General features: G+C 71.0%; 18 protein-coding genes. 12 read left to right on the top strand and 6 right to left on the bottom strand.

From position 1 onward, the window contains the following. Positions 1-2: 2 nt before the first annotated feature. The 3 genes from MUY22_RS02980 to MUY22_RS02970 form a co-directional block, all read right to left on the bottom strand. Positions 3-1,160: a Dyp-type peroxidase gene (locus tag MUY22_RS02980; RefSeq protein WP_247063609.1), complete on the bottom strand. Its 1,158-nt coding sequence runs from the start codon at positions 1,158-1,160 to the stop codon at positions 3-5. Positions 1,161-1,683: 523 nt separating this feature from the next. After that, a complete protein-coding gene (locus tag MUY22_RS02975) occupies positions 1,684-2,850 on the bottom strand; it encodes an EfeM/EfeO family lipoprotein (protein WP_371827648.1) in 1,167 nt (388 codons plus the stop codon). A gap of 466 nt (positions 2,851-3,316) precedes the next feature. After that, on the bottom strand, positions 3,317-4,012 hold the full coding sequence (locus MUY22_RS02970) for a hypothetical protein (RefSeq protein WP_247056776.1): 696 nt from the start codon (positions 4,010-4,012) through the stop codon (positions 3,317-3,319). A 275-nt stretch (positions 4,013-4,287) separates the two neighbouring features. Here MUY22_RS02970 and MUY22_RS02965 point away from each other — a divergent pair, with 275 nt between their 5' ends. Then, positions 4,288-5,091: a hypothetical protein gene (locus MUY22_RS02965; protein ID WP_247056774.1), complete on the top strand. Its 804-nt coding sequence runs from the start codon at positions 4,288-4,290 to the stop codon at positions 5,089-5,091. Next, positions 5,088-6,809 (top strand): serine/threonine-protein kinase, encoded by a 1,722-nt coding sequence (locus tag MUY22_RS02960; protein WP_247056772.1) that lies wholly within the window; start codon positions 5,088-5,090, stop codon positions 6,807-6,809. The genes MUY22_RS02965 and MUY22_RS02960 overlap by 4 nt, the downstream gene beginning before the upstream one ends. Here the strand turns inward: MUY22_RS02960 and MUY22_RS02955 are convergent. Then, positions 6,787-7,209, bottom strand: a complete 423-nt coding sequence (locus MUY22_RS02955) for a hypothetical protein (protein WP_247056769.1) — start codon at positions 7,207-7,209, stop codon at positions 6,787-6,789. The genes MUY22_RS02960 and MUY22_RS02955 overlap by 23 nt on opposite strands. 295 nt (positions 7,210-7,504) lie before the next feature. On the opposite strand from MUY22_RS02955, the gene MUY22_RS02950 reads away from it, so the two are divergent. The 9 genes from MUY22_RS02950 (at position 7,505) to MUY22_RS02910 (ending at position 17,822) form a co-directional block, all read left to right on the top strand. Beyond that, positions 7,505-8,062 (top strand): AAA family ATPase, encoded by a 558-nt coding sequence (locus tag MUY22_RS02950; protein ID WP_247056767.1) that lies wholly within the window; start codon positions 7,505-7,507, stop codon positions 8,060-8,062. 81 nt (positions 8,063-8,143) lie between these two features. Then, positions 8,144-9,919, top strand: coding sequence for a chitinase (locus MUY22_RS02945; RefSeq protein WP_247056765.1), 1,776 nt, complete (start codon positions 8,144-8,146; stop codon positions 9,917-9,919). Positions 9,920-9,967: 48 nt separating this feature from the next. Continuing rightward, a complete protein-coding gene (locus MUY22_RS02940; protein ID WP_247063607.1) occupies positions 9,968-10,711 on the top strand; it encodes an IclR family transcriptional regulator in 744 nt (247 codons plus the stop codon). Positions 10,712-10,783: 72 nt separating this feature from the next. Continuing rightward, positions 10,784-11,935, top strand: a complete 1,152-nt coding sequence (locus MUY22_RS02935; protein WP_247056763.1) for a 4-hydroxybenzoate 3-monooxygenase — start codon at positions 10,784-10,786, stop codon at positions 11,933-11,935. Between the two features lie 79 nt (positions 11,936-12,014). Then, positions 12,015-13,637, top strand: coding sequence for an FAD-dependent oxidoreductase (locus MUY22_RS02930; protein ID WP_247056761.1), 1,623 nt, complete (start codon positions 12,015-12,017; stop codon positions 13,635-13,637). Positions 13,638-13,684: 47 nt separating this feature from the next. Beyond that, a complete protein-coding gene (locus MUY22_RS02925; protein WP_247056759.1) occupies positions 13,685-14,740 on the top strand; it encodes a LacI family DNA-binding transcriptional regulator in 1,056 nt (351 codons plus the stop codon). Positions 14,741-14,816: 76 nt separating this feature from the next. After that, complete coding sequence (locus MUY22_RS02920; RefSeq protein WP_247056756.1) at positions 14,817-16,124, top strand: sugar ABC transporter substrate-binding protein; 1,308 nt, start codon at positions 14,817-14,819, stop codon at positions 16,122-16,124. After that, positions 16,121-17,005, top strand: coding sequence for a carbohydrate ABC transporter permease (locus tag MUY22_RS02915; RefSeq protein ID WP_247056754.1), 885 nt, complete (start codon positions 16,121-16,123; stop codon positions 17,003-17,005). The genes MUY22_RS02920 and MUY22_RS02915 overlap by 4 nt, the downstream gene beginning before the upstream one ends. Continuing rightward, positions 16,995-17,822: a carbohydrate ABC transporter permease gene (locus MUY22_RS02910; protein ID WP_247056752.1), complete on the top strand. Its 828-nt coding sequence runs from the start codon at positions 16,995-16,997 to the stop codon at positions 17,820-17,822. The genes MUY22_RS02915 and MUY22_RS02910 overlap by 11 nt, the downstream gene beginning before the upstream one ends. On the opposite strand, the gene MUY22_RS02905 is transcribed toward MUY22_RS02910, so the two are convergent. Further along, positions 17,812-19,578, bottom strand: coding sequence for a cell wall metabolism sensor histidine kinase WalK (locus MUY22_RS02905; protein ID WP_247056750.1), 1,767 nt, complete (start codon positions 19,576-19,578; stop codon positions 17,812-17,814). The two genes, MUY22_RS02910 and MUY22_RS02905, sit on opposite strands and share 11 nt — an antisense overlap. After that, positions 19,568-20,263, bottom strand: coding sequence for a response regulator transcription factor (locus MUY22_RS02900; RefSeq protein ID WP_247056748.1), 696 nt, complete (start codon positions 20,261-20,263; stop codon positions 19,568-19,570). The genes MUY22_RS02905 and MUY22_RS02900 overlap by 11 nt, the downstream gene beginning before the upstream one ends. Positions 20,264-20,430: 167 nt before the next feature. Here MUY22_RS02900 and MUY22_RS02895 point away from each other — a divergent pair, with 167 nt between their 5' ends. After that, complete coding sequence (locus tag MUY22_RS02895) at positions 20,431-23,583, top strand: GH92 family glycosyl hydrolase (protein WP_247056746.1); 3,153 nt, start codon at positions 20,431-20,433, stop codon at positions 23,581-23,583. Positions 23,584-23,635 lie beyond the last annotated feature (52 nt).

Below are 23,635 nucleotides of genomic sequence, written 5' to 3'. Positions count from 1 at the left end.
TGTCAGGTCAGTAGTGCGCGGCCGTAGTGGTCGTCCGGGCCTGTGACGCCCGGCAGCGCGAAGAAGTAGCCGCCGCCGAACGGGGAGATGTAGTCGGTCAGCGGCTCGTCGGCCAGCCGGGTCTGGACCGCCTCGAACTGGCGCTCCAGGTCCTGCTGGTAGCAGACGAACATCAGGCCCATGTCGAGGTTGCCGTTGCTGTCGACGCCGCGGTCGTAGTTCACGGCGCGCCGCAGGATCCGGCTGTTGTCGGTCTCGGGGGTGCGCGGGTTGGCCTTGCGGATGTGGCTGGTCAGCGGGATCACCGTGCCGATCGGGTCGTCGGCGTAGCGGGGGACGTCCTTCTCGTCGGTGCCGTCGAGCGGCGCTCCGGTGTCGCGGCGGCGGCCGAACATGTTCTCCTGCTCGGCCAGTGAAACCCGGTCCCAGAACTCCACCAGCATCCGGATCAGCCGGACGACCTGGTAGCTGCCACCCGCGGCCCACGCGGGTTCGCCGGCTCCGGTCGTCCACAAGAGGCTGTCCAGATCCGACCCCTCCGGGTTCGCGGTGCCGTCTTTGAAGCCCATCAGGTTCCGCGGCGTGCCGGACGGCCGCGGCGGTGAGCTGAAGCCGTTCAGCCGCCAGCGCAGCTGCATGCCGCCGCGGGTGGCGCGGGTGATGTCGCGCAGGGCGTGCAGCACCGTGTCGTTGGCGTTGGCCGAAAGGGTCAGGCTGAGGTCGCCGTGGCACTGCGCCGGTTCGAGGGCGTCGTTCGGGAACGTCGTCATCGGCTTCAGCTTGGCGGGCTTGAGCTTCGCCAGGCCGTAGCGGTCGTCGAACAGCGATGATCCGACGCCGAGGATCACGCCCAGGTCGCCACCCGGCACGACCGGGCCCAGCACTCCCGAGTCGGCGGGCGGTCCGGTGATGCCGAGTGCGGCCGGCGCGCCACCGCCGGTGAGGAACCGGGTCCGGTCGGTGATGGCGCGGAACAGGTCGGTCAGCTCGGCCTTCGACTCCGCGACGACATCGAACGAGGCGACGACCGTCTGGGTCGGGGGCTGCCGCAGGATCGCGGCCTGGTTGGCGCCGTGGAAGGGAACGGGCGACGTGCTGTCGGTGACGGCGGCGGACGCCCCGAGCCCGGCCCCGGCGGCCACGGTCAGGCCGGCGCCCATCGCGGCCCGGCGCAGGAACGAACGCCGAGGCAGTCCACCGGCTGGGTGCGGCACGGGACAACGAGGCTGGTCGGTCACAGGACCCTCCTCGGTTCGGTGCTGGCGGTGATCGGCATCGGCAGGACCGCGGCGGTCGGGTGCGGGACGGGACAGCGAGGCTGGTGGGTCACGGGACCCTCCTCGGCTCGACGTCCGTAGTGATCGGTGTCGGCAGGTCTGCGGCGGTGGGGTGCGGCATGGGACAGGGAGGTTGGTCGGTCACGGGACCCTCCTCGGTTCGACGCCGGTGGTGATCGGTGTTGGCAGGTCCGCGGCGGTGGGGTGCGGCATGGGACAGGGAGGTTGGTGGGTCACGAGACCCTCCCCGGTTCGGCGCGGGCGGTGAGTCGGTGCCGGCGGCCGGGCGAGGACGGGACGGCGCGGTTGGTCCGTCACGGGACCCTCCTCGGTTCGGCGCCGACAGTGGTCGGCGCCGGCGGGACCGCGGTGGTGGGGTGTGGCACGGGACAGCGAGGCTGGTGGGTCATGAGACCCTCCTCGGCTCGGCTATCGCCGCTATCGGGGCCAGCAGCTCTGTCAGCTCGCTCACGTCGGCGTTGAGCTTCTGTCGCTGCTTAACGTCCAGCTGGGCCAGCGGGGTCCACGTCCCGTCGGGGCGATGCGCGGCGTCCAGTGTCGTCTGCGTGCGGGTCAGCCAGCTGTCCAGCTTGGGCAGCTGCTGGTAGCGCGGTGTGAGGAGCGGGCGCAGGACGTCGAGGACGGCTCGGGTGCCGTCCAGGTTGGCGCGGGCGGTGGCCAGGTTGGTGCCGCTGCCGTAGTCCGTGCGGCCGGTCAGTTCGAACTGCAGCGTGTTCTCCATGATCTCGTGCGCGCGCAGGGCTAGGTCGTTGCCGTCGACCTGGCTGTCCGCGAAGGACGTCTGCAGTGCGTGGGCGTCCGTGTCCAGCTGGTCGGCGACGCCGGCTAGTGCGCCCAGGTCCTCGCCGTGCCAGAGGCCGGACTCCAGGCGGTGGAAGCCGGTGAAGTCCTCGTCGCCGGTGCCGCCGGGGAGGCCGTCCGCGGTGCCGTTGAGTGCGCCGTCCGTGTCGCCGAACGCGTCGTATGCGGCGCCCAAGCGCTCGTAGGTCAGGTGTGCGGTCAGCCAGGCCGTCTCGCTCGCCGCGCGATCGCCGCCGTGGATGGCGTTCTTCAGCGCGCCCGTGTTCGTGACCAGCTCGCCTAGGCCGGTGGTGACGTGTGCCTGGTACGCCTTGAGCGGGCCGAGCAGGTCGTTGTGCGTCACCGGCGCTACCCCCGGGCCGGTCCGGTCGGCGCCGCCGCTGACCTGCGCGGTCGGCCCGACGATCGCGCCCGCGTCCTCGGGCAAGCAGCGGAACGCGTAGCTGCCGTTGCCCAGGTTGACCTGCAGCGGCCGGGTGGTCGACGGGCCTAGTCCCTCGATCTCGCCGTAGATCACGCCGGTGGCGGGGTCGATCAGGTCGACCTCGGCGGTCACCGAGCCGGTGTTGTGCACGCGGAACGTCTGCGGGCCCGGCTTCGGGGCCGCCCAGCCGGTGCCGCACGACGAGCGTGACACGGCGATCTCCGGGTCCTGCGCCTCGGCGTCGCGGGGCCAGAACGCGACGACCGCGCCGGCCACGACGGCCACGACGGCGAGGGCGACCACCGCCACGATCCAGCGGGTACGCACTGACCCCGGCACGCGCGCTCTCCCGTCACTCGATCGGACCATTCCCGGTCACGGATCATGCGAGCCTAACGCCCGTAAAACCACTACGGAGGCCGTCGGGAGCAGGAAATTCACCGGGACTTCAACGGCCCGCTCCCGAAAAGGGGAGGATTCAGACGTTTTGCTGTGCCTGTTGTGTCGTTTTGGTCCGATAAGCCGGGGTCACGCAAGAGGGGTGCCGGTTTGCGGGAGCGTCATCAGGCTCGGCAGCGGCGTGCCCTGCGGTTCCCAGCGTGACCGTGGTCTTCGTGCGGCTTTCGCTGCACGGTTTCGGCGTTGACGCCTGCACCTTTTACTCATTACCGGGTGAAAGGCGCGGGCGCGCGGTAGGGCTCGGATTCGCGGACGACCTGTTCGGAACCACTCGTTTTCCGTCCAGGTCATCGGCGAGCCTTTCCCGTCTCGAAGGAAACAATACCCGGGGCGTTTACGGGAAGCGGATCACCGCGATACCGGCCAGTACGAAGAACACCAGGATCACCAAGGTGCTCGTCTGCCCGCCGGATGAGCGGGTCACGACCTGGTCGACCGTGCCGGTCAGCCGCACTCCGCACTCGGCGACCACCGTGTGCGGGCCGGCCTCGATCCGGGTGAACTGGACCGGTGCGGTGAAGGCGCCGGTGCTGTCGGTGTAGGCGGAGCCGACCTCGGCGCCGTCGGCCATCAGCGTCACCATCCGGCCGGGCTCGCAGCCCCTCCCGGACGCCGACAGCTCGTCGCCCGGCTGGACGCTAGGCCGATCCAGGACCAGCTCGCCCGGCTTCGGCACGGTGCTGGTGGTCGTCGGGGCGCCGGGCGTGGTGGGGGTGGTCGACGTCGGCGGTGTGCTGGTGGTCGTGGGTGGGGTGGTGGTCGTTGACGGCGGGGTCGTGGTGGGGGTCCCGGGCTTCGAGGGCTTGGTCGTCACGGGCGGCGGCGTGACCGGCGTCGTGGTCGGCGGTGGGGGCGGGGTCGTGGTGGTCGTGCCGGTCACGGTGAACCGGCTGCCCGCGCTCAGCGGCCCGCCGGTGCGGGCGTTGGTGCACGTGCCGGTGACGGGGTAGGTGCCGGGCTGGGCGCCGCCGGGCACCTTGGCCGCGACCGTGCCGCTCGTGGTCTGCAGGGTGGCCGGGGTCGACCACATCGGCGTGCCGTTCCAGGAAAAGGTGACCGCGCCTTTGCAGGGGTAGAAACTCCAGGAAATGGTGAACGAGCTTCCGGCCGGTCCGCTCGACGGTTTCAAACCAACCGAAGAAGTGTATTGTGCGTTGGCGTTGGACGCGAACACGACCAGGAGCAACGCTCCGGTCACCGCGCCGAAAAACAACCGAACCACGTAACGCATCGGAACGTCCTCCCCAGGTGTGTGCTCGCTGTAGCATCCCGGACCAACTGGATTACGCAAGTAGGGGATGCCCAATGGGACGTGTCATCGCGGCGGGGGTTGCGTTGGGTTTGTGCGCGGTGCTGCTCGGCGCACCGGCCGCCTCGGCGGAGTCGGGTTCGCTCGGACTGCAGGTGTCGATCGACGATCGGCCGATCGCGGACGCCACCGTGCCGATCGACCCGGCGAGCCAGGTCAAGCTCGAGGTCGTGGCCACCAACACCGGTAACGCGCCGGTGAAGGTCCGCAGCGTGCGGGTGTCCGGCGTCGCGCTCGCGCTCACCTTCTTCGCCTACGACACGACGGCGCCGTTCGAGGTGCCGGCGCGCGGCAGCGCGACGCGGACGTTCGTGCTCGACCTCGGCGACCTGTCCGGGCAGGCGACGGGGCTGCTGCCGTCGTCGGTCGAGCTGCTCGACGCCGGGCGCGTGACGCTCGGCGAGGCGACCACGGTCGCCGACGTCCGGGGCTCGTTCTGGTCGGTCTACGGCGTCTTCGGCCTGGCGATGCTCGTGCTCACGATCCTGGCCTGGCTGACGGCGCTGCTCGCACTGGCCCGCCACCGCCTGGCCGCCAACCGCTGGCGCCGTGGCCTGCGGTTCCTGCCCGCCGGGTTCGGCACCGGCCTGGTCGCGGTGATCACGCTGTCCGTGCTGCGGCTGGTCCCGCCGGAACCGGCGATCGAGATCCCGGTGGTGCTCGGCGCCGCGGCGATCGCGTTCCTGCTCGGCTACCTGACGCCCAACCCGGTGAAGCCGGCCCCCGAGCCCGAGTACGAGACGGTCGGCGACCAGACCGTCCGGATGCGCGTGCCCGCGACCCGGGACCTCGGCCGATGAGCGCACCGGCGGACCTGATCGCCGCGCTCCCGCAGTACGACATCGGCGCCGAGATCGGCGAAGGCGGCATGGGTGTCGTGTTCGCCGGGACGCACCGGACGCTGGGCCGCAGCGTCGCGATCAAGCAGCTGCCCTGGGACGTGCTCAACCACGCCGCGAGCAGCGAGCTGTTCGACCGCGAGGCGCGCGTGCTGGCCAGCCTGGACCACCCGCACATCGTGCCGGTGTACGACTACGTCCGCACCGGTCGCGAGCACCTGCTGGTGATGGAACGGCTCGACGGCGGCACCGTGCACAGCCGGTTCCACGGCGGTGGCGTCAGCGGCGAGCAGGCGTGCGCGATCGGCCTGGCGATGCTCGCCGGGCTGCACGCGGCGCACCGGGCGGGCGTGCTGCACCTCGACGTCAAGCCGCGGAACCTGCTGTTCAGCACGCAGGGCGTGATGAAGGTGGCCGACTTCGGCATCGCGCGCGTCATCAGCGAAGGCGCCACGCTCGTCACGCACGGTGGCGAGATCCTCGGCACCCCGGCCTACATCGCGCCGGAGCAGGCGATGGGCAACGCGCTGAGCCCGGCGGCCGACGTCTACGCGGCCGGCACGGTGCTCTACGAACTGCTCTCCCGGCAGCTGCCGTTCGACAACACGCGCGGCGCGATCAGCATGATGCGCCAGCACATGTTCACCGACCCGCGCCCGATCGCGGGGGTGCCGATGCCCATCGCGGGCGTGATCATGCGCAGCCTCGCGCGCGAGCCCGAGTCGCGTTACCGGGAGGCCGAGGCGTTCGCGGCCGACCTGGCCGGCGCCGCCACGGCCGTCTACGGCCCGGGCTGGCTCGAACGCGCGGGCGTGCCGGTGCTGCACCTGACGCCGCGGGTGATCTCCGGGCTCAACTCGCCGACCGCGCCGGCCCCGCCGGCCGACGCCCGGACGCGGCCGGTCCAGCGGCCCGCGCCGGATCCGACGTTGTCCGCCACGCGCATCCCGCAGCAGCAACAGCCGGTGGCCGAAGAAGCACCCTCGAACGCGGCCACGCTGTGGTTCCGGCTCGCCGCGGCCGCCGCGCTCATCGCGCTGGTCGTGCTCGCGCTGCTCAACCCGGAACGGCTGCCGCACCAGGCGTCGCCCACGCTGAAGCTGGGCGACGCGCCCGTGTCGGCGCCGGTCGAGGTGGACCTGAGCAAGCCGCTGACGGTGACCGGTCCCGGCAACCCCGGCCGGATCGCGCTCGACCTGACCGCCGCCGGGATCCCGCTCGGCTCCGCCGAGACGACGGCGAAGGCGGCCGGCAACGGCTTCACCGCCCAGCTCGAGCTGCCGGGCCTGGCGCGGTGGATCGTCGGCGGCGCGGTCACCGCGACCATCCAGACCGGGACCGTCACCCAGACGTTCACGCTGCTCACGTCGCAGCACCCGCTGGCCAGCGCGATGGGCGCGGGCAGCCTCATCCTGGCGCTGTTCGCGCTCGCCTACCTGGAGTCGGTGCTGCGGAACATCCGCAACGGCCACCGCGGGCGGGGTGCGCTGGTCGCCGGGCCGGTGCTCGGCGTGCTGTTCGGCGCCGCGGTGTGGCTGTGCGTGTCGGTGCTGCGCGTGCACGAACCGGCCGCGGGCTTCGGCGCCGGGTGCGCGGTGGCGGGCGCCGTCGCGGCCGGGTTCGTCGTCGCGGCGGCCCGGCGCAAGTCCACTGTGGCTAGTCGATCATCCGGACGGTGACGTTCGGGCTGTAGGTCTTGCGCCGGCTCCACCCGAGCTCGGCGCACAGGCTCAGCTGGATCGAGCGGTCGGCGGGCGCCCAGTAGCCGGTGCGGACGAAGTATCCCTCCATCGTGCTGAGCGCGCCGAGGCTCTTGCGGGCCGAGCACATCTCCCAGCCCCACTGGCGCCCGGACTGCTCGACGCCGTTGCGGCGCACGGACAGGCGCGGGTTGCCGACCGCGCGGATGTCGGCGTCGCCCTGCGCGACGTAGACGACGCCGTCGATCTTGTAGAACCGGTTGTTGTCGAGCAGGGTCACCTGGCCGGAGAGGGTGACTTCGACTCGGCCGCCGTCGTCGCCGGTGAGTGTCCAATCGAGACAGTATTCCTGGAGTGGGAGTTCCAGCGACTGGGTCATGGTGCCTTTCCCCTGTTCTGGCCGTGGCGTCCCTTCCAGAAGATAGGGATTTTCCGGACGCCGGGAAGAGGTGGGGAAGATCTTCACCCGAAGCGGTTCCGGGCCGTCGAATGCCGTGCCACGCATGGGTTTTCAGGCGAGTGGGTGACGGTGGACACGGGACGTGAGAACCGGTCCCACCGCGGAGTGGCGTCGCCCCGCCGCCGGGGTGCCCGGTGCGGACGGTCACCGGCGAAGTCACGGTCCGGAGTCGAAAGTAAAGGAACCATTACCTTCGGCCGGGCGTTGTCAGGGCATGAGCGAGCCCACTGTCATCGAGCTCGGCCCGCGTGACCTGCTCGTCGTCGCCGGGCTGCCCGGCGCGGGCAAGACCACCATGCTCCGCCACGCGGCCGAGGGGCTGCCGGTGCTCGACTCCGACCAGGTCCGGGCGCGGCTGGCGACGGTGCTGCCGGACGCGGTGCCCTACCGCTGGTACCGGCCGCTCGTGCACGCGGGGCACCGGCTGCGGATCGTCGGGCGGGCCATCTCCGCCGACGGGCCGCTCGTCGTCCACGAGCCCTCGACGCGGGCGTCGACCCGGGCGCTGCTCGCCGTGGTCGGGAGGCTGACCGGGCGTTCGATGCGGTTGCTGTTCGTCGACGCCACCGCCGAGCAGGCCCTGGAGGGGCAGCGCAGCCGGGGCCGGATGGTGCGGCCGGGCTCGTTCGACCGGCACGTCCGCCGCACCGGGAAGTGGCGGGCGGAGCTGCTCGCCGACCGGGTGCCGCCCGGGTGGCGCAGCGTCCAGGTGGTCGACCGGGCCGGCGCGAAGCGCACCCGCCTGGTGGCTCGGCTGCTGGTCGCTTGCTGACGAGTTGGTCTGGACATTTTACTCAGTGGTCTAGACAATATGGTTCTCCGCGGTGCTACCGCGTCCCCACTGGAGGACCCGATGAGGCGTTCCAGATTCTCCGCAGCACTCGCCGCCACCGCGCTGGCGCTCTCCGGCCTGGTGGCCGGCGGAGGCACCGCCGACGCGGCCAACCTGCTCACCAACCCCGGTTTCGAGGCCGGCTCGCTGTCCGGCTGGACGTGCTCGGGTGGCACGGCCGTGGCGACGCCGGTGCACTCCGGCGGTTACGCGCTGGCCGCCACCCCGGCCGGCTCCGACTACGCCCAGTGCGCGCAGACGGTGTCCGTGCTGCCGAACACGACCTACACCGTGTCCGCGTGGGTCCGCGGCAACCCGGTCTACCTCGGCATCACCGGCGGCGCGTCGACCTGGTCGGGCAACGCGGGCGCCTACAACCAGCTTTCGCTGTCGTTCACCTCGGCCGCGGGCCAGACGTCGGCCCAGCTCTACCTGCACGGCTGGTACGGCGCGGGCACCTACTACGCCGACGACGTCGTCCTCGACGGTCCCGGCGGCAGCACCCCTGGCACGCCGGGAGCACCCGGGACGCCGTCGGTCGGCGCCGTCACGACCTCCTCGATCGCCCTGAGCTGGGGCGCGAGCGCGGGCACCGTCACCGGCTACCGCGTCTACGAAGGCAGCACGCTCCGTACGACCGTCACCGGAACGAGTGCCACCCTCACGGGGCTGACGGCCTGCTCGACGCACAGCTACACCGTCGCCGCGTACAACACCGCCGGCGAGTCGCCGCGCACCGCCGCGGCCACCGGCAGCACCACCGGCTGCGTCGACACCGGGCTGCCCAAGCACTCCCTGATCGGCTACCTGCACGCGAGCTTCGCGAACGGCTCCGGGTACGTCCGGCTGGCGGACGTCCCCGCGGCCTGGGACATCATCGACCTCTCCTTCGGCGAGCCGACGTCGGTGACCTCCGGCGACATCCGCTTCAACCGCTGCTCGGTCGCGGAGTGCCCGAACGTCGAGAGCGACGCCGACTTCATCGCCGCGATCCGCGCGAAGCAGGCGCAGGGCAAGAAGGTCCTGATCTCCATCGGCGGCCAGAACGGCCAGGTCCAGCTGACCACGACCGCCGCGCGCGACACCTTCGTCAGCTCCGTCTCGGCGATCATCGACAAGTACGGCCTCAACGGCCTCGACGTCGACTTCGAAGGTCACTCGCTCTCGCTCAACGCCGGCGACACGGACTTCCACAACCCGACGACGCCGTCGATCGTCAACCTGATCTCCGCGCTGAAGTCGCTGAAAGCCAAGTACGGCGCGGGTTTTGTGCTGACGATGGCGCCGGAGACGTTCTTCGTCCAGGTCGGCTACCAGTTCTACGGCGGCTCGGGTGGCGGTGACGCGCGCACCGGCGCGTACCTGCCGGTGATCAACGCGCTGCGCGACTCGCTGACCGTGCTGCACGTCCAGGACTACAACTCCGGCCCGGTGATGGGCCTGGACAACCAGTACCACAACATGGGCGCTGCGGACTTCCCGATCGCGATGGGCGACATGCTCAAGGCCGGGTTCAGCGTGGCGAACACCGGCCAGTTCTTCCCGGGGCTGCGGCCGGACCAGATCGCGGTCGGGCTGCCGGCGGCGGTCAGCGCCGGCAACGGCTACCTCGCGCCGTCCGTCGTCCAGACGGCGGTGACCTGCCTGGCCAAGGGCACCGGCTGTGGTTCGTACACGCTGCGCGGCGGTGCGTCGCCGGCGTTGCGCGGGCTGATGACGTGGTCGATCAACTGGGACAAGTACTACAACTGGGAGTTCCAGAACAGCCACGAGCCGTTCCTGAACGCCCTGCCGTGACGCGTCGCGGTGTGCCCCGCCTCAGGGTGGGGCACACTGCCTGACGTGGTGAGACCGGCCCACGGCGAGTCCGTGATTTCGCGCGTCGTCCGCGTCTTCGAGACGTTCGGGCCGGACACGCCGGCGCTGCGCGTGTCCGACGTCGCGCGGCGCGCGGGCCTGCACGTCGCGACGGCGTCGCGGCTGATCGACGAGCTCGTCGGGCACGGCTGGCTGCGGCGTGATCCCGACCGGCAGGTCCGGGTGGGTGTCCGATTGTGGGAGCTGGCGTCGCGCGCGTCGCCGACGCTCGGGCTGCGGGAAGCGGCGCTGCCGTTCATGGAGGACCTGCACGCCGTCGTCGGGCACCACATCCAGCTCGCGGTGCTGGAGGATCGTGAGGTGCTGTTCGTCGAGCGGCTTTCGGCGCCCGGCGCGGTCGTCAACGTGACGCGGGTGGCCGGGCGGCTGCCGCTGCACGCGTCGTCGTCCGGGCTCGTGCTGCTCGCCCACGCCCCCGCCGAGCTGCGGGACGAGGTGCTGGCCGGGCCGCTTCCGGCGTACCGCCGCACCACGCTCACCGAGCCCGCGCGGCTGCGGCGGTTCCTTGCCGACGTCCGGCGCGACGGCTACGCGTACTGCGCGGGCTTCATCGACGAGGAGACGACCGGCATCGCCGTGCCGCTGCGCGGGCCGGCGGGAGACGTCGTCGCGGCGCTGTCGGTGATCGTCCCCACCGGCCGGAACGCCCGGATGCAGATCCCTGCCCTGCTCGCCGCGGCGCGCGGTATTTCGCGGACGATCTCTCAATGAATGAGAATGCCCTGGTGTGACGCGTGCTCTCGGCGTCATCCTCGGGGTTCAGTCGTCGAAAGGACGTTCCGCGTGCGCACCCAGGTCGCCATCGTCGGCGCCGGCCCGGCCGGGCTGCTGCTGTCCCACCTGCTCGGCCTCGAGGGCATCGACTCGGTGCTGCTCGAACGGCAGACCGCGGAGTACGTCCAGGCGCGGATCCGCGCGGGCATCCTCGAAGCCGGCACGGTCGAGCTGCTCCGGAACACCGGCCTCGGCGACCGGCTCGACGCCGAAGGCATGGAGCACCGCGGGATCCACCTCCAGTGGCCGGGTAACCGGCACCACCTGGACTTCGTCGACCTCACCGGCCGGTCGGTGACGGTCTACGGCCAGACCGAGGTGACCAAGGACCTGATGGCGGCGCGGGAAAAGGCCGGGCGGCCGGCGTTCTACTCCGTCTCCGACGTCGAGCTGCACGACGTCACCGGCTCGCCCTCGGTGTCCTTTGTGGATGGTGACGGGCGCGCGCGGCGGATCGACGCGGACGTCGTCGTCGGCTGCGACGGGTTTCACGGGCCGAGCCGGGAGTTCATGCCGCAGCAGAAGGTGTGGGAGCGGACGTACCCGTTCGCGTGGCTGGGGGTGCTGGCCGACGTCGCGCCGTCGACCGACGAGCTGATCTACGCCTGGCACCCGGACGGGTTCGCCATGCACAGCATGCGCTCGCCGCACGTCAGCCGCTTCTACCTGCAGGTGACGCCGGACGAGGACATCGCGCGGTGGAGCGACGACCGGATCTGGACGGCCCTGTCGGAACGGCTGGGTGTCCCGGGCTGGACGTTGCGGACGGGACCGATCACGGAGAAGAGCGTGCTGCCGATGCGCAGCTTCGTGACGACCCCGATGCGGCACGGAAACCTTTACCTGGCCGGGGATGCGGCCCACATCGTCCCGCCGACGGGCGCCAAGGGCCTGAACCTCGCGGTGGCCGATGTCGCGCTGCTTTCCACGGCACTCACGGCTTCGTTCCGGGGCGACGGCAGTCTCGTCGACGCCTATTCGGAGACGGCGTTGCAACGGGTCTGGCGCTGCACGCACTTCTCGTGGTGGATGACGTCGATGCTGCACCGTCACGGCGACGACTTCGACGCGCAGCTCCAGCTGTCCCAGCTCCAGCGCACGGTGACGTCGGAGGCCGCGGCCACCGAGCTGGCCAACAACTACGCGGGCCTCCCGCTCTAGCCGCACCCCTTGACGCGCGGCCCCGACTCCCGCACTATGCCGTGAGTAATTCGTATTACTCCGGCACCGGGAAGGGTTCATGAGGGAACTGGACACGGAGATTCTGGTGGTCGGCGGCGGGCTCGGCGGGGTCGCCGCCGCGCTGGCGGCGGCCAAGGCCGGGCGGCGCGTGGTGCTCACCGAGGCGACCGACTGGCTCGGCGGGCAGCTGACCGCGCAGGCCGTGCCGCCCGACGAGAACCCGTGGATCGAACGGTTCGGGTCCACCCGTACCTACCGTGAGCTGCGCGAAGGCATCCGCGGTTACTACCGGCGCCACTACCCGCTGCGCGCCGAGGCCGCCGCCCTGGCCGAGCTGAACCCCGGCGCCGGGAAGGTCAGCAAGCTCTGCCACGAACCGCGCGTCGCGCTCGCCGTCGTCGAGAGCCTGCTCGCGCCGCACCGCAGCGCCGGGCGGATCCGCGTCCTCCTCGAACACCGGCCGGTCGACGCCGTGACCAGCGGCGATCGCGTCGACGCCGTCACCCTCGAAGGCCGCGACGGGGAGCGCGTCACCGTGAAAGCGCGGTACGTCCTCGACGCCACCGAGGACGGCGACCTCCTGCCGCTCACCGGCACCGAGCACGTCACCGGGGCCGAAGCACAATCCGAGCACGACGAACCCCACGCCCCGGCGGACGCCGATCCCGCGAACCTGCAGGGGATCACCTACTGTTTCGCCGTTTCGCACCACGAGGGCGAGCACCACGTCATCGACCGCCCCGGGATGTACGGCTTCTGGCGCGACTACCAGCCCGACTTCTGGCCCGGCCCGCTGCTCGGCTTCGTCGCCCCGGACCCCCGGACGCTCGAGCCCGTGAAACGCACCTTCGTGCCGAACCCGAGCGGTGACCCCCTGGCCGTCAGCGCCGACCAGAGCGCCGACGCGGGGGACAAGGAACTCTGGGCGTTCCGGCGCATCCTCGCCCGCGGCCTGCACGCCGACGGCGCCTTCGAATCCGACATCACGCTCGTCAACTGGCCGCTCAACGACTACTGGCTCAAGCCCGCGCTCACCATCCCCGGGCACGCGGACGAGACCGTCGTCAAAGAGGCGCACCACGAAGCCAAGCAGCTGAGCCTGTCCGTCCTGTACTGGCTGCAGACCGAGGCGCCCCGCGCGGACGGCGGCACCGGCTTCCCCGGCCTCAAGCTGCGTCACGACGTCACCGGCACCGACGACGGCCTCGCGAAGTCGGCGTACGTCCGCGAAGCGCGGCGCATCAAGGCCGTCACCACCGTCACCGAGCACGACGTCTCGGCGGAGATCCTCGGCGTCGACGGCCGGGTGCGGCGCGCGGACGCCGTCGGGGTCGGGAGCTACCGGATCGACCTGCACCCGTCGACCGGCGGGGACAACTACGTCGACGTCGCGAGCGTGCCGTACGAGATCCCGCTCGGCGCGCTGCTGCCCGTCCGGGTGAACAATCTCTTGCCCGCGGGCAAGAACATCGGCACCACGCACATCACCAACGGCTGCTTCCGGCTGCACCCGGTCGAGTGGAACATCGGCGAGGTCGCCGGGCTGCTCGCCGCGTTCGCCGTGCGCGAGGGTGTCGAGCCGCGGGCCGTGCAGGCCGACGGCCGGCTCTTCGAGGAGTTCGCGCGCGAGCTGGACGCCGCCGGGGTGGAGCGCCGGTGGCCGGAAGTGCGGGGGTACTGAAGTGCCGCCTGTAAAGTCCGCGGCAGTCGCGCTGGAGGGAGTCATCGATGACGGCGGGTTCGGGCCGGGTCACGCAGGCCCAGGTGGCACGCCTGGCCGGCGTCTCGCAGGCCGTCGTCTCGATGGTCCTGAACGGCTCCGACAGCCTGCGCATCACCCCCGAGACCCGCGAACGCGTGCAGCAGGTGCTCCGCGAGACCGGGTACACCGTGGACATCATGGGCCGGCGGCTGCGCGGCAAGTCCAACCAGATCCTCGGCGTGTTCACCTACGAGTCGGTGTTCCCGTCCGGCGTGGCCGACTTCTACCGGCCGTTCCTGCTCGGCATCGAGGAGGAGGCCGAGGCGCAGGGCTTCGACCTGCTGCTGTTCACCAGCGGTGGCCGCCGCGACGGGCGCCGCCGCATCTACGACCAGGGCACGAACCGGCTGCGCATCGCCGACGGCTCGGTCCTGCTCGGCCGGCACAACGACCCGCAGGAGCTCGCGCAGCTCGTCGAGGAGCAGTTCCCGTTCGTGTTCGTCGGCCGCCGCGAGTCGCCGACCGGGCCGATCAGCTACGTCGGCGCCGACTACGTCGCGGCCACCCGTGAGGTGCACGAGTGGCTGTGGCGGCTCGGGCACCGCAAGATCGGGCTGCTGAGCGTCACCGAGGAGAACGAGCCGACGCTCGACCGGCGCACCGGCTACGACGCCGCGGCGCGCAAGCACCGCCGGCCGCCGCTGGTGTTCCTCGCCGACGACCCGGCGCTCGCGCTGCGGCAGGCGCTCGACGAGGGCGTCACCGCGCTGCTCGTCGAGAGCTCGGCGATGGCCGACGGCATCCTGGCGTGCGCGCACGACCTCGGCCTGGCCGTGCCCGCGGACCTTTCCCTCGTCGTGCTGGGTGACGCCGACCCGTCGCAGCAGCCGGCGGCGCACGCGGTGCCGAGCACGGCCACGGACTGGTCGATGTTCCGCATCCCGCGCCACGAGATGGGCGCGCACGCGGTGCGCGTCCTGGTCGAGCTGCTCGCGGACCCGAAGCCCCGGCAGCTGCTGCTGCCGTGCACGTTCCACGAGGGTGCCACCGCGGCGGCACCCTCCACAGTGCACACTCGATAACCAGGCGCACTGGCTGTTGACAGCCTACGAACGAGACGTTTACCGTCGCTGCTAATTCGAATAACCAGGAGGCACTGTGGCCTACCCAAGAGTGGCCCACCGTCGAGCCCGGCTGCTCATCGCCGCGGCGTTGTCCGCTGTCGCACTGGCTTCGACCGCCTGCTCGGGCGGCGCCGGCGACGACACGAACGTCGCACTGCGCATGACGGTCTGGACGACGGACAAGAACCAGCTCGCCCTCTTCGACTCCATCGCCGCCGAGTACCGCAAGGCCCACCCCGAGGTCGCGTCGGTGAAGTTCGACGTCGTCCCGGGCGACACGAGCGCGTACTCGGCCGCGCTGACGACGCAGATGTCCGGCGGCAACCCGCCCGACCTCGCGTGGATCCTCGAGCGCGACGCCCCGGACTTCGTCCAGTCCGGCGCGCTCACCGACCTGAAGCCGACGCTGACCGCGACCGCGGGCTACAACGTCGGTGAGCTCGTCCCGTCCGCCACGAAGCTGTGGACCAAGGACGACAGCCTCTTCGCCTACCCGTTCTCGACGTCGCCGTTCGGCATGTTCTACAACAAGAACCTGCTCACCCAGGCCGGGATCACCGAGACCCCGGACCAGCTGCTCGCGAGTGGACGGTGGACCTGGGCCGCCGCCAAGCAGATCGCCACCCAGGTCGCCGCGCGCGACACCGGCAAGGCCGGCTTGGTCGTGCGCGAGTTCGAGTACAAGCAGTGGGTGCTGCTCGCCTCGGTCTGGCGCGGCTTCGGCGCCGACGCCTGGGGCCCGGACGGCAAGACCTGCGGGTTCGCGACGCCGGAGATGACGTCCGCGATGACCTTCCTGCACCAGGCGATCTTCACCGACAAGGCGCTGCCCGGCCCGGGCACGACGGCGGACTTCTTCGCCGGCGAATCGGGCCTGACCATCGCGCAGATCAGCCGGGCCGGGCTGCTGAAGGCCAAGCCGTTCGACTGGGGCATCGTCCCGCTGCCCGCCGGGCCGAAGGCGAACGCGCAGGTCATCGGCCAGGCCGGGATCGGTGTCCCGGTGAAGGGCAAGCACGCCAAGGCCGCGGCGGACTTCCTGGCGTTCTTCACCGACCCGGCCAACTCGGCGAAGCTCGGCCAGTACTTCCCGCCGGCGCGCGACAGCCTGATCAACGCGGCCACCCTGGCGAAGGCGAACCCGTTGTTCAGCCAGGAACAGCTGCAGAACGTCGTGGTGAACGGGATCAAGAACGGCGCGGTGCTGCCGTCGCACACGGGCAGCGCGCGGATCGCGTCGCTCGTCCAGTCCGCTTTGGACCCGATGTGGAAGCCGGACGCGAACGTGCCCGCCGCGCTGGCCGGGGTGTGCCAAGCCATCGACCCGGTGCTGAGCCGGTGACCCTGACTTCGAAGAAGCGCGAAGAGCTCGCGGGGTGGATCTTCATCGCCCCGCAGGCTCTCGGCTTCCTCGCCTTTGTCGTGGCGCCACTGGCCGCGGTGGTCTGGTACAGCTTCCAGGACGTCAACCTGCTGGCCGGGACGTCGTCGTTCGCCGGTGCGGACAACTACGCGAAGCTCTTCGACGACCCGACCGCGCCCAAGGTCGCCCGCGCGACGGCGATCTTCTGCGTCGGCCTGGTCGTGCTGAACCTCGCGCTGGCGCTCTCGCTCGCGTTGCTGCTGAACCTGAAGCTGCGGGGCACCACGGTGTTCCGGACGATCTTCTTCTCGCCGGTGGTCATCACGCTCGTGGCGTGGACGATCGTGTGGAACTTCCTGCTGCAGGACAACGGCGGGATCAACTCGCTGCTGCAGACCATCGGGATCGACGGGCCGAACTGGCTGCGCGGCAACGGCAGCGCGATGGTGTCGGTGATCGTGGTGCAGGTGCTGAAGAACGTCGGGCTCAACATGGTCCTGTTCCTCGCCGCGCTGCAGGGGATCCCGGCGTCCATCATGGAGGCATCCCAGTTGGACGGTGCCGGGCCGTGGCGCCGGTTCCGCTCGGTGATCCTGCCGATGATCAGCCCGACCACGCTGCTCACCGCGATCATCACGGTCGCCGGTGCGCTCCAGGTGTTCGCGCAGATCCAGGTGCTGACCCTCGGCGGACCCGCGGACAGCACCAACGTGCTCGTCTTCTACTTCTACCAGCAGGCCTTCGCCAACCACGACCTCGGCTACGGCGCCGCGCTCGCCGTTGTGCTGTTCCTCGTGATCCTGGTGCTGACGCTGCTGCAGTGGCGGATGCGGAGGCGGTGGGTGTTCCATGAGTCGTAGGGCGAAGATCACCTGCTACGTGGTGATGGTCGTGCTGGCGGTGCCGTTCGTGTTCCCCACCTGGTGGATGATCACGGCGTCGCTGCTGCCGGCCAACGAAGTGCTCGCGTACCCGCCGAAGCTCTTCCCGAACCAGCCGCAGTGGGAGAACTACAAGGCCGCGTTCACCGACTTCCCGTTGGCGCGGCAGTACTTCAACAGCCTGTACATCGCGGTGCTCGTCACGCTGGGCACGATGTTCTTCTCTTCGCTGGCCGGCTACGCGTTCGCGCGCATCCGGTTCCGCGGTGAGAAGTTGTTCGGGCTGATCCTCGTCGGGCTGATGGTGCCGAGCGAGGTCACGATCATCCCGCTGTTCCGGCTGGTCGACGACCTCGGGCTGACGAACACGCACTGGCCGTTGATCGTCGTGCCGATCTTCGGCGCGCCCAGCGTGCTCGCGACGTTCGTGATGCGGCAGTTCTTCATCACGATCCCGGGCGAGCTGGAGGAGGCGGGCCGGCTCGACGGCCTGTCGCGCTTCGGGCTCTACCGCCGTGTCGCCATGCCGATCGCGAAGCCCGCACTGGCGGCCGTCGCGATCTTCACGTTCCTCAACACGTGGAACTTCTTCCTGGAACCGCTGGTCTACCTGACCGACAAGGACATGTACACGCTGCCGGTGGCGCTGACGCAGTACGTCGACGTCTACGGCGGGCACCTCTGGAACGTCCAGCTCGCCGCCGCGACCACGACGGTCGTGCCGGTGCTGCTCGTGTTCATCATCGCGCAGCGCCAGTTCGTCGAAGGCCTCGCCCAGAGCGGCCTCAAGGGGTAGCCCTCGGCAGCCGGACGGTGAACGTCGACCCGGCGTCCACTTCGGACTCGACGTCGATCGTGCCGTCGTGGGCCTGCACGAGGTGACGCACGATGGCGAGGCCGAGCCCGCTGCCGCCGGTCTGGCGGCTGCGGGACTTCTCGGCCCGCCAGAACCGGTCGAACACGTGCGGCTGGTCCTCGGCGGCGATGCCGGTGCCGGTGTCCGCGACCGCGAGCACCACCTCGTCCACAGTGGACGAGACGTGGATCGTGACGCGGCCGCCGGGCGGGGTGTGCCGGATCGCGTTGGTCACCAGGTTGCCGGCGACCTGGCGCAGGCGCACCGGGTCGGCCGTCAGCCGGGCTTCGCCGGCGGCCTCGACGCTCAGCGTGACGCCGGCCGCGGTGGCCCGGTCGGCGTGCGCGGCCGCGACCTGGGCGGCCAGCTCGGCCGCGTCCACGGCCTCCGGGTACAGCCGCAGGTGCCCGGCGTCGGCCGCGGCCAGGTCCTGCAGGTCCTCGACGATGTGCTGCAGCAGCACGGTTTCCTCGAGCAGCGACGCGGACAGCGCGTGGTCGAACGGCAGGTGCCCGTCCTCGGCGGCCTCCAGCCGGCCGCGGATGACGTTCAGCGGGTTGCGCAGCTCGTGCGCGATGTCGCTGACCATCGCCTTGCGCTGCTCCTCGATGCGTTCGCGGCGCGCGGTGAGGTCGTTGAACGCGGTCGCGAGGTAACCCACCTCGTCGCGGGACTTCACCGGTGCCGGCCGGTCCTGCTCGGCCGCCTCGGTCAGCGCCCGCAGCGGCCGGGACAGCCGCGTCGAGACCAGCACGGTGATCGCCACGGCCAGCGCCAGCACCCCGCCGGTCACCGCGAGGATCCGCGTCAGGTTCTCCCGCGACAGCGTGAACGTCGGCAGCGGCGAGTCGCCGGGCCCGAGCGTGAACAGCAGCGCGGGCGGCGCGACGTACGGGGCGAGCTGCGCCCGCCGGGCCGTGTCGACGCAGGTCTGGGCGGGGCCCTGGTCGGTGGCGCCGAGCGCTTCGAAGTCGAGGCTGAGCTTCACCTGTTCCCCGCCTTGGCGGGCGAGGCAGGCGTTCACGGCGTCGTCGAGACTGCCGAGCGCGGCCTGCTCGGTCGGCGTGGGCGCCGTGAGCTCGTAGATCCCGCACTTGGCCGCGAAGTAGCGGACGGTGACGGCGTCGGGTGAGCTGATCTGCGGCCGGCCGCTCGGCGACTGCCGCACGTCGCTGCGCAGGCCCATGTCGTCCAGGCAGGTGACGACCTTCTCGGCCATGGCGGCGACGTCGTCCCGTTCGCGGGGCGGCAGCCGGAACGGCCCCACCGCGCGCGGGTCGATGCCGCTGGTCCCGGCGCCCGGCAGCAGCACCGGGTCGACGTGCAGCGGGTCCACCGACGCGCTCGCCTTCACCGGCAGCGTGACCGGCGCGCCGCCGGAGTCGGCGAGCACCCGCCGGTCGATCGTGGTCACGACGATCCGGCGGCCGGTCTCCCCGGCCAGCGCCCGCAGTTTCGGAGCGGCTTGGTCCCAGGTGTGGTTCGCCGCGGCGAAGCCGAGCAGCTCGGTGTAGATCGTCGCGTCGTCGGAGAGGGCCTGACCCTGCTCCTGCTGGATCGCGCGGGTGGTGGTCTGCACGGCGAGCCACGCCGTCGCGGCGATCGAGCCGAGCGCGATGAGCAGCGAGACGGCCGAGAGCCGCAGGACCAGGCTGCGACGCCGCGGGAAGCGGCGCCGGCGACCTTCAGTCGCCATTCTCGGCGGCCAGCTTGTAACCGACGCCGAACACCGTCAGCAGGTACTGCGGCTTCGCCGGGTCCGGCTCGAGCTTCTTGCGCAGGTTGAGCACGTGGACGTCGATGATCCGGGTGCTGACGAACCGGTCGTCGCCGCGGGTCAGCTCCAGCAGCTGCCGCCGGGTGAACACCCGGCCCGGCTGCTTGATCAGCGTCTCCAGCAGCAGGAACTCACCCGGCGTCGTCTCCACCGGGCGGCCGGCGACCGACACCTCGTGCCGCACCGGGTCGAGCCGCAGCCCGCCCGCGCGCAACGTCGTGTCGGGCGGTTCGCGCCGGGCGGCGGTCCGCCGCAGCAGCGTGCGGACGCGCGCCATCAGCTCGCGCGGGCTGTACGGCTTGGTCAGGTAGTCGTCCGCGCCGAGGTCCAGGCCGAGCAGCAGGTCGTCCTCGGTGGCCCGGGCGGTGAGCATCAGCACCGCGACGTCGGACTCGCCGCGCAGGATCCGGCAGACGTCCAGGCCGTCGACCTTGGGCATCATCACGTCGAGGACGAGCAGGTCGGGGCGGTCGCGGCGGGCCTCTTCGAGGGCGGCCCGGCCGTCCGGGGCCAGCACGACGGTGTGGCCTTCGCTCTCGAGGTAGAGCCGGAGGACTTCGGCCTGCTTCTCGTCGTCCTCGGCGACCAGTACACGTGCGCACACGGCGTAGACAGTAGGCGTCCTGACACGGTGAGCACCCCATCCTGACCGGATCTTCATACCTCGGGGGAACGGGTCAAGTCTTTGTCAAAGTGTTGACCCGGCCCCCAGTGGCACGCAAAGGTCGGATGTTCAGGCAGTTTTGTCTGAGCAGCCTCGGGAGGGCACCGGTGCGATACAGACTCTTGGCCGCGATCGTCGCGACGGCGGTGATCGGCGTACCGGCTGTCGCTTCGGCGGCGCCGACAACGATGTCACCAGGAACGCCGCTGGTCAGCGACCCGTCGGCGTACGTCGACCCGCTGATCGGGACGGGCAGCGGCGGCAGTTCGGTGGGGGAGATCAACAACTTCCCCGGCCCGGCGACGCCGTTCGGGATGATGCAGTTCTCGCCGGACACGCAAGGCGCGTACGCCGGCTACCAGTACCACAGTGATCAGATCCGAGGTTTCAGTCTCGACCACGCCTCGGTCGGCTGCAACGCGTTCGGCGACGTGCCGATCCTGCCGATCACCGGCGACGTCGGCAGCGCGCCCTGGGACCGCACCGAGCACTTCACCCACGACGACGAGAAGGCCGAGCCGGGCTACTACGCCGTGACGCTCGCCGACTCGAAGGTCCGGGCCGAGCTGACCGCGACCACGCGCACCGGGCTCGCCGCGTTCACCTTCCCGGCCGGCGCGAACGCGCAGGTGCTCGTCAAGGGCGGCGCCAGCCTCGCCGGGAACTCGAAGGCCGACCTGAAGATCACCGGCGACCGCGAGGTCAGCGGCTCGGCGACTACCGGCAACTTCTGCGGCAAGCCCAACAAGTACACCGTCTACTACGACATCACCTTCGACCAGCCGTTCACCGCGCACGGCACCTGGGACGGCTCGAGCGTCAAGCCGGACACCGACAGCGTCGACTCGCCGAAGGCGGGCGCGTACCTGACCTTCGGTGCCCAGAGTCTGGTGCACGCCAAGGTGTCGATGTCCTACGTGGGCGTCGACGGCGCGAAGGCCAACGCCGCCGCGGAGGTCCCGGGCTTCGACTTCGCCGCCGTCCGCAAGGCCACCAGGGACAAGTGGACGCAGGCGCTGGGCAAGATCCGGGTCGCGGGTCGCGATGCGGCTCAGCTCAAGACGTTCTACACCTTCCTGTACCACTCGCTGATGCACCCGAACACGTTCGACGACGCCGACGGGCGCTACATCGGCTTCGACGACCAGATCCGGACGTTGCCCAAGGGGCGGCACCAGTACGCGAACTTCTCCGACTGGGACACCTATCGCTCGCTCGCGCCGTTGCAGGCGATGCTGTTCCCGAAGGAAGCCAGCGACATGGCGCAGTCGCTGACGAACGACGCCGTGCAGGGCGGCTGGTGGCCGCGCTGGCCGATGGCGAACGACTACACCGGCCAGATGACCGGCGACAGCTCGGTCGCGCTGATCTCCAACCTGTACGCGTTCGGTGCGCGGGACTTCGACGTCAAGACGGCGCTGAAGTACCTGGTCAAGGGTGCGACGTCGGTCGACAACACGCCTGGCGCGTACCAGGAACGCAAGGGCATCGCGGACTACGTCGCCCGCGGGTACATGCCGAACAACGACGCCTCGCGCGGTGACCACGCCCGCGTCGGCGCGTCGATCACCCTGGAGTGGGCGATCGACGACTTCGCCATCGCGCAGTTCGCCCAGGGCATCGGCGACCGTGACGTCGCGCGCGAGTTCACCCAGCGCGGCCAGAACTGGCAGAACATCTTCAACCCGCTCACCGGCTACCTGCAGCCGCGCGGGCAGGACGGCCGCTTCCCGGACGGCCCGGCCTACGTCCCGCCGCCGCCCGGCAAGTTCGGCCAGGACGGCTTCGACGAGGGCAACGCCGCGCAGTACACCTGGCTGGTGCCGCAGGACCCGGCCGGCCTGGTGACGGCGATGGGCGGGCCGGCCGCGGTTTCCCAGCGGCTGGACACCTTCTTCCAGAAGCTGAACGTCGGCCCGAACGAGCCGAACATGTGGGCCGGCAACGAGCCCGACTTCGGCGTGCCGTGGCTGTACAACCACGTCGGGCAGCCGTGGAAGACGCAGCAGGTGGTCCGCGAGATCGCCACGACGTTGTTCAGCGCGACGCCGGACGGCGAGCCGGGCAACGACGACCTCGGCGCGCAGTCGTCGTGGTACGTCTGGGCCGCGCTCGGCATCTACCCGGCCACGCCGGGCACGCCGGACCTGGTCGTGCACAGCCCGCTGTTCGAGCGCGCGATCCTGTCCCTCCCGAATGGACGGACGATCGACATCCGCGCACCGAAGGCGTCTTCGGGCACGCCGTACGTCCACGACCTGTCGTTGAACGGCCGTGACTGGGACCGCACGTACCTGCCCGCGAACACGGTCCGCGACGGCGCCCGGCTGGACTTCTCCCTGCAGTCCACTCCGGACAAGCGGTGGGCGGCGAACTCGGTGCCACCGTCCTACCAGGATAACGAGAAGCCGTTCCTCACGTCGGCGACCAACCAGGTCGTCGTCGAACCGGACAGCACGGGCGAGGCCACGGTCAGCGCGCAACGGCTCGGCGGGCACGACCGCGCGCTGGACGTCACGACGAAGGCGCCGGCCGGTCTGAAGGTCACGGGGCCGCGGCAGCTGAAGCTCGACGACCGGACCGGCAGCGGCACGGCGAAGCTGACGGTTTCGGTGGCCGCCGGGACACCCGAGGGCTACTACCAGGTCCCGGTGACCGTCCGGGGCGGCTCGACGTCGGTGCCCGGCTCGGTGATCGTGCTGGTCGCGCCGAAGGGCGGGCTCGCGGCCGCGTACTCGAACGTCGGCATCTCGGACGACGGCGACGTCGGCTCGGCGGACATCGACGGCGCCGGGAACAGCCTGTCCCGGGAAGCGCTGGCCGCGGCGGGCCTGGTCGGCGGCAAGACGTCGCAGGCCGCGGGCACGTCGTTCGTGTGGCCCGCCGCGCCGGCCGGACGTCCGGACAACGTCGTCCCGGCGGGACAGACGGTCCAGCTGTCCGGGACGCGGCTGTCGTTCATCGGCACGGCGTCGAACGGCGACCACCAGGCCAAGGCCACGGTCACCTTCACCGACGGCACCACCGGGCAGGCCGACCTGTCCTTCGGCGACTGGGTGTTCCCGGGCGGCGGCACGGACCCGGTGTTCGGCAACACGCTCGTCGCGCGCGCCGACCACCGCAACCAGCCGGGCGGCCCGGGCGGCGGCGCGTCGGTCTACGCGACGGCACCGTTCGACGCCCCGGCGGGCAAGCAGATCGCCTCGGTCACGCTGCCGACCGACGCGAACCTGCACGTCTTCGCCATCGGCCTCGGCTGAGCGCACCGGTCGGAAGGCCGTGAATGTCGCTTTGAGGGACACCAAGTCCCTC

The sequence above is a fragment of the Amycolatopsis sp. WQ 127309 genome, assembly GCF_023023025.1.
GTDB lineage: Bacteria > Actinomycetota > Actinomycetes > Mycobacteriales > Pseudonocardiaceae > Amycolatopsis.
Note: the sequence above shows the minus strand (reverse complement) of the source record. Positions and strands in the feature narration are given on the sequence as shown.

What these genes read in the sequence shown, in the direction of transcription:
- MUY22_RS02980 (WP_247063609.1), bottom strand. Translation starts at nt 1,160, where the DNA reads ATGGGCGCCGGCCTGACCGTGGCCGCCGGGGCCGGGCTCGGGGCGTCC.
- MUY22_RS02970 (WP_247056776.1), bottom strand. Translation starts at nt 4,012, where the DNA reads ATGTGGTCGACCCCGGCCACCCTGCAGACCACGAGCGGCACGGTCGCG.
- MUY22_RS02965 (WP_247056774.1), top strand. Translation starts at nt 4,288, where the DNA reads ATGGGACGTGTCATCGCGGCGGGGGTTGCGTTGGGTTTGTGCGCGGTG.
- MUY22_RS02960 (WP_247056772.1), top strand. Translation starts at nt 5,088, where the DNA reads ATGAGCGCACCGGCGGACCTGATCGCCGCGCTCCCGCAGTACGACATC.
- MUY22_RS02955 (WP_247056769.1), bottom strand. Translation starts at nt 7,209, where the DNA reads ATGACCCAGTCGCTGGAACTCCCACTCCAGGAATACTGTCTCGATTGG.
- MUY22_RS02950 (WP_247056767.1), top strand. Translation starts at nt 7,505, where the DNA reads ATGAGCGAGCCCACTGTCATCGAGCTCGGCCCGCGTGACCTGCTCGTC.
- MUY22_RS02945 (WP_247056765.1), top strand. Translation starts at nt 8,144, where the DNA reads ATGAGGCGTTCCAGATTCTCCGCAGCACTCGCCGCCACCGCGCTGGCG.
- MUY22_RS02930 (WP_247056761.1), top strand. Translation starts at nt 12,015, where the DNA reads ATGAGGGAACTGGACACGGAGATTCTGGTGGTCGGCGGCGGGCTCGGC.
- MUY22_RS02925 (WP_247056759.1), top strand. Translation starts at nt 13,685, where the DNA reads ATGACGGCGGGTTCGGGCCGGGTCACGCAGGCCCAGGTGGCACGCCTG.
- MUY22_RS02910 (WP_247056752.1), top strand. Translation starts at nt 16,995, where the DNA reads ATGAGTCGTAGGGCGAAGATCACCTGCTACGTGGTGATGGTCGTGCTG.
- MUY22_RS02905 (WP_247056750.1), bottom strand. Translation starts at nt 19,578, where the DNA reads ATGGCGACTGAAGGTCGCCGGCGCCGCTTCCCGCGGCGTCGCAGCCTG.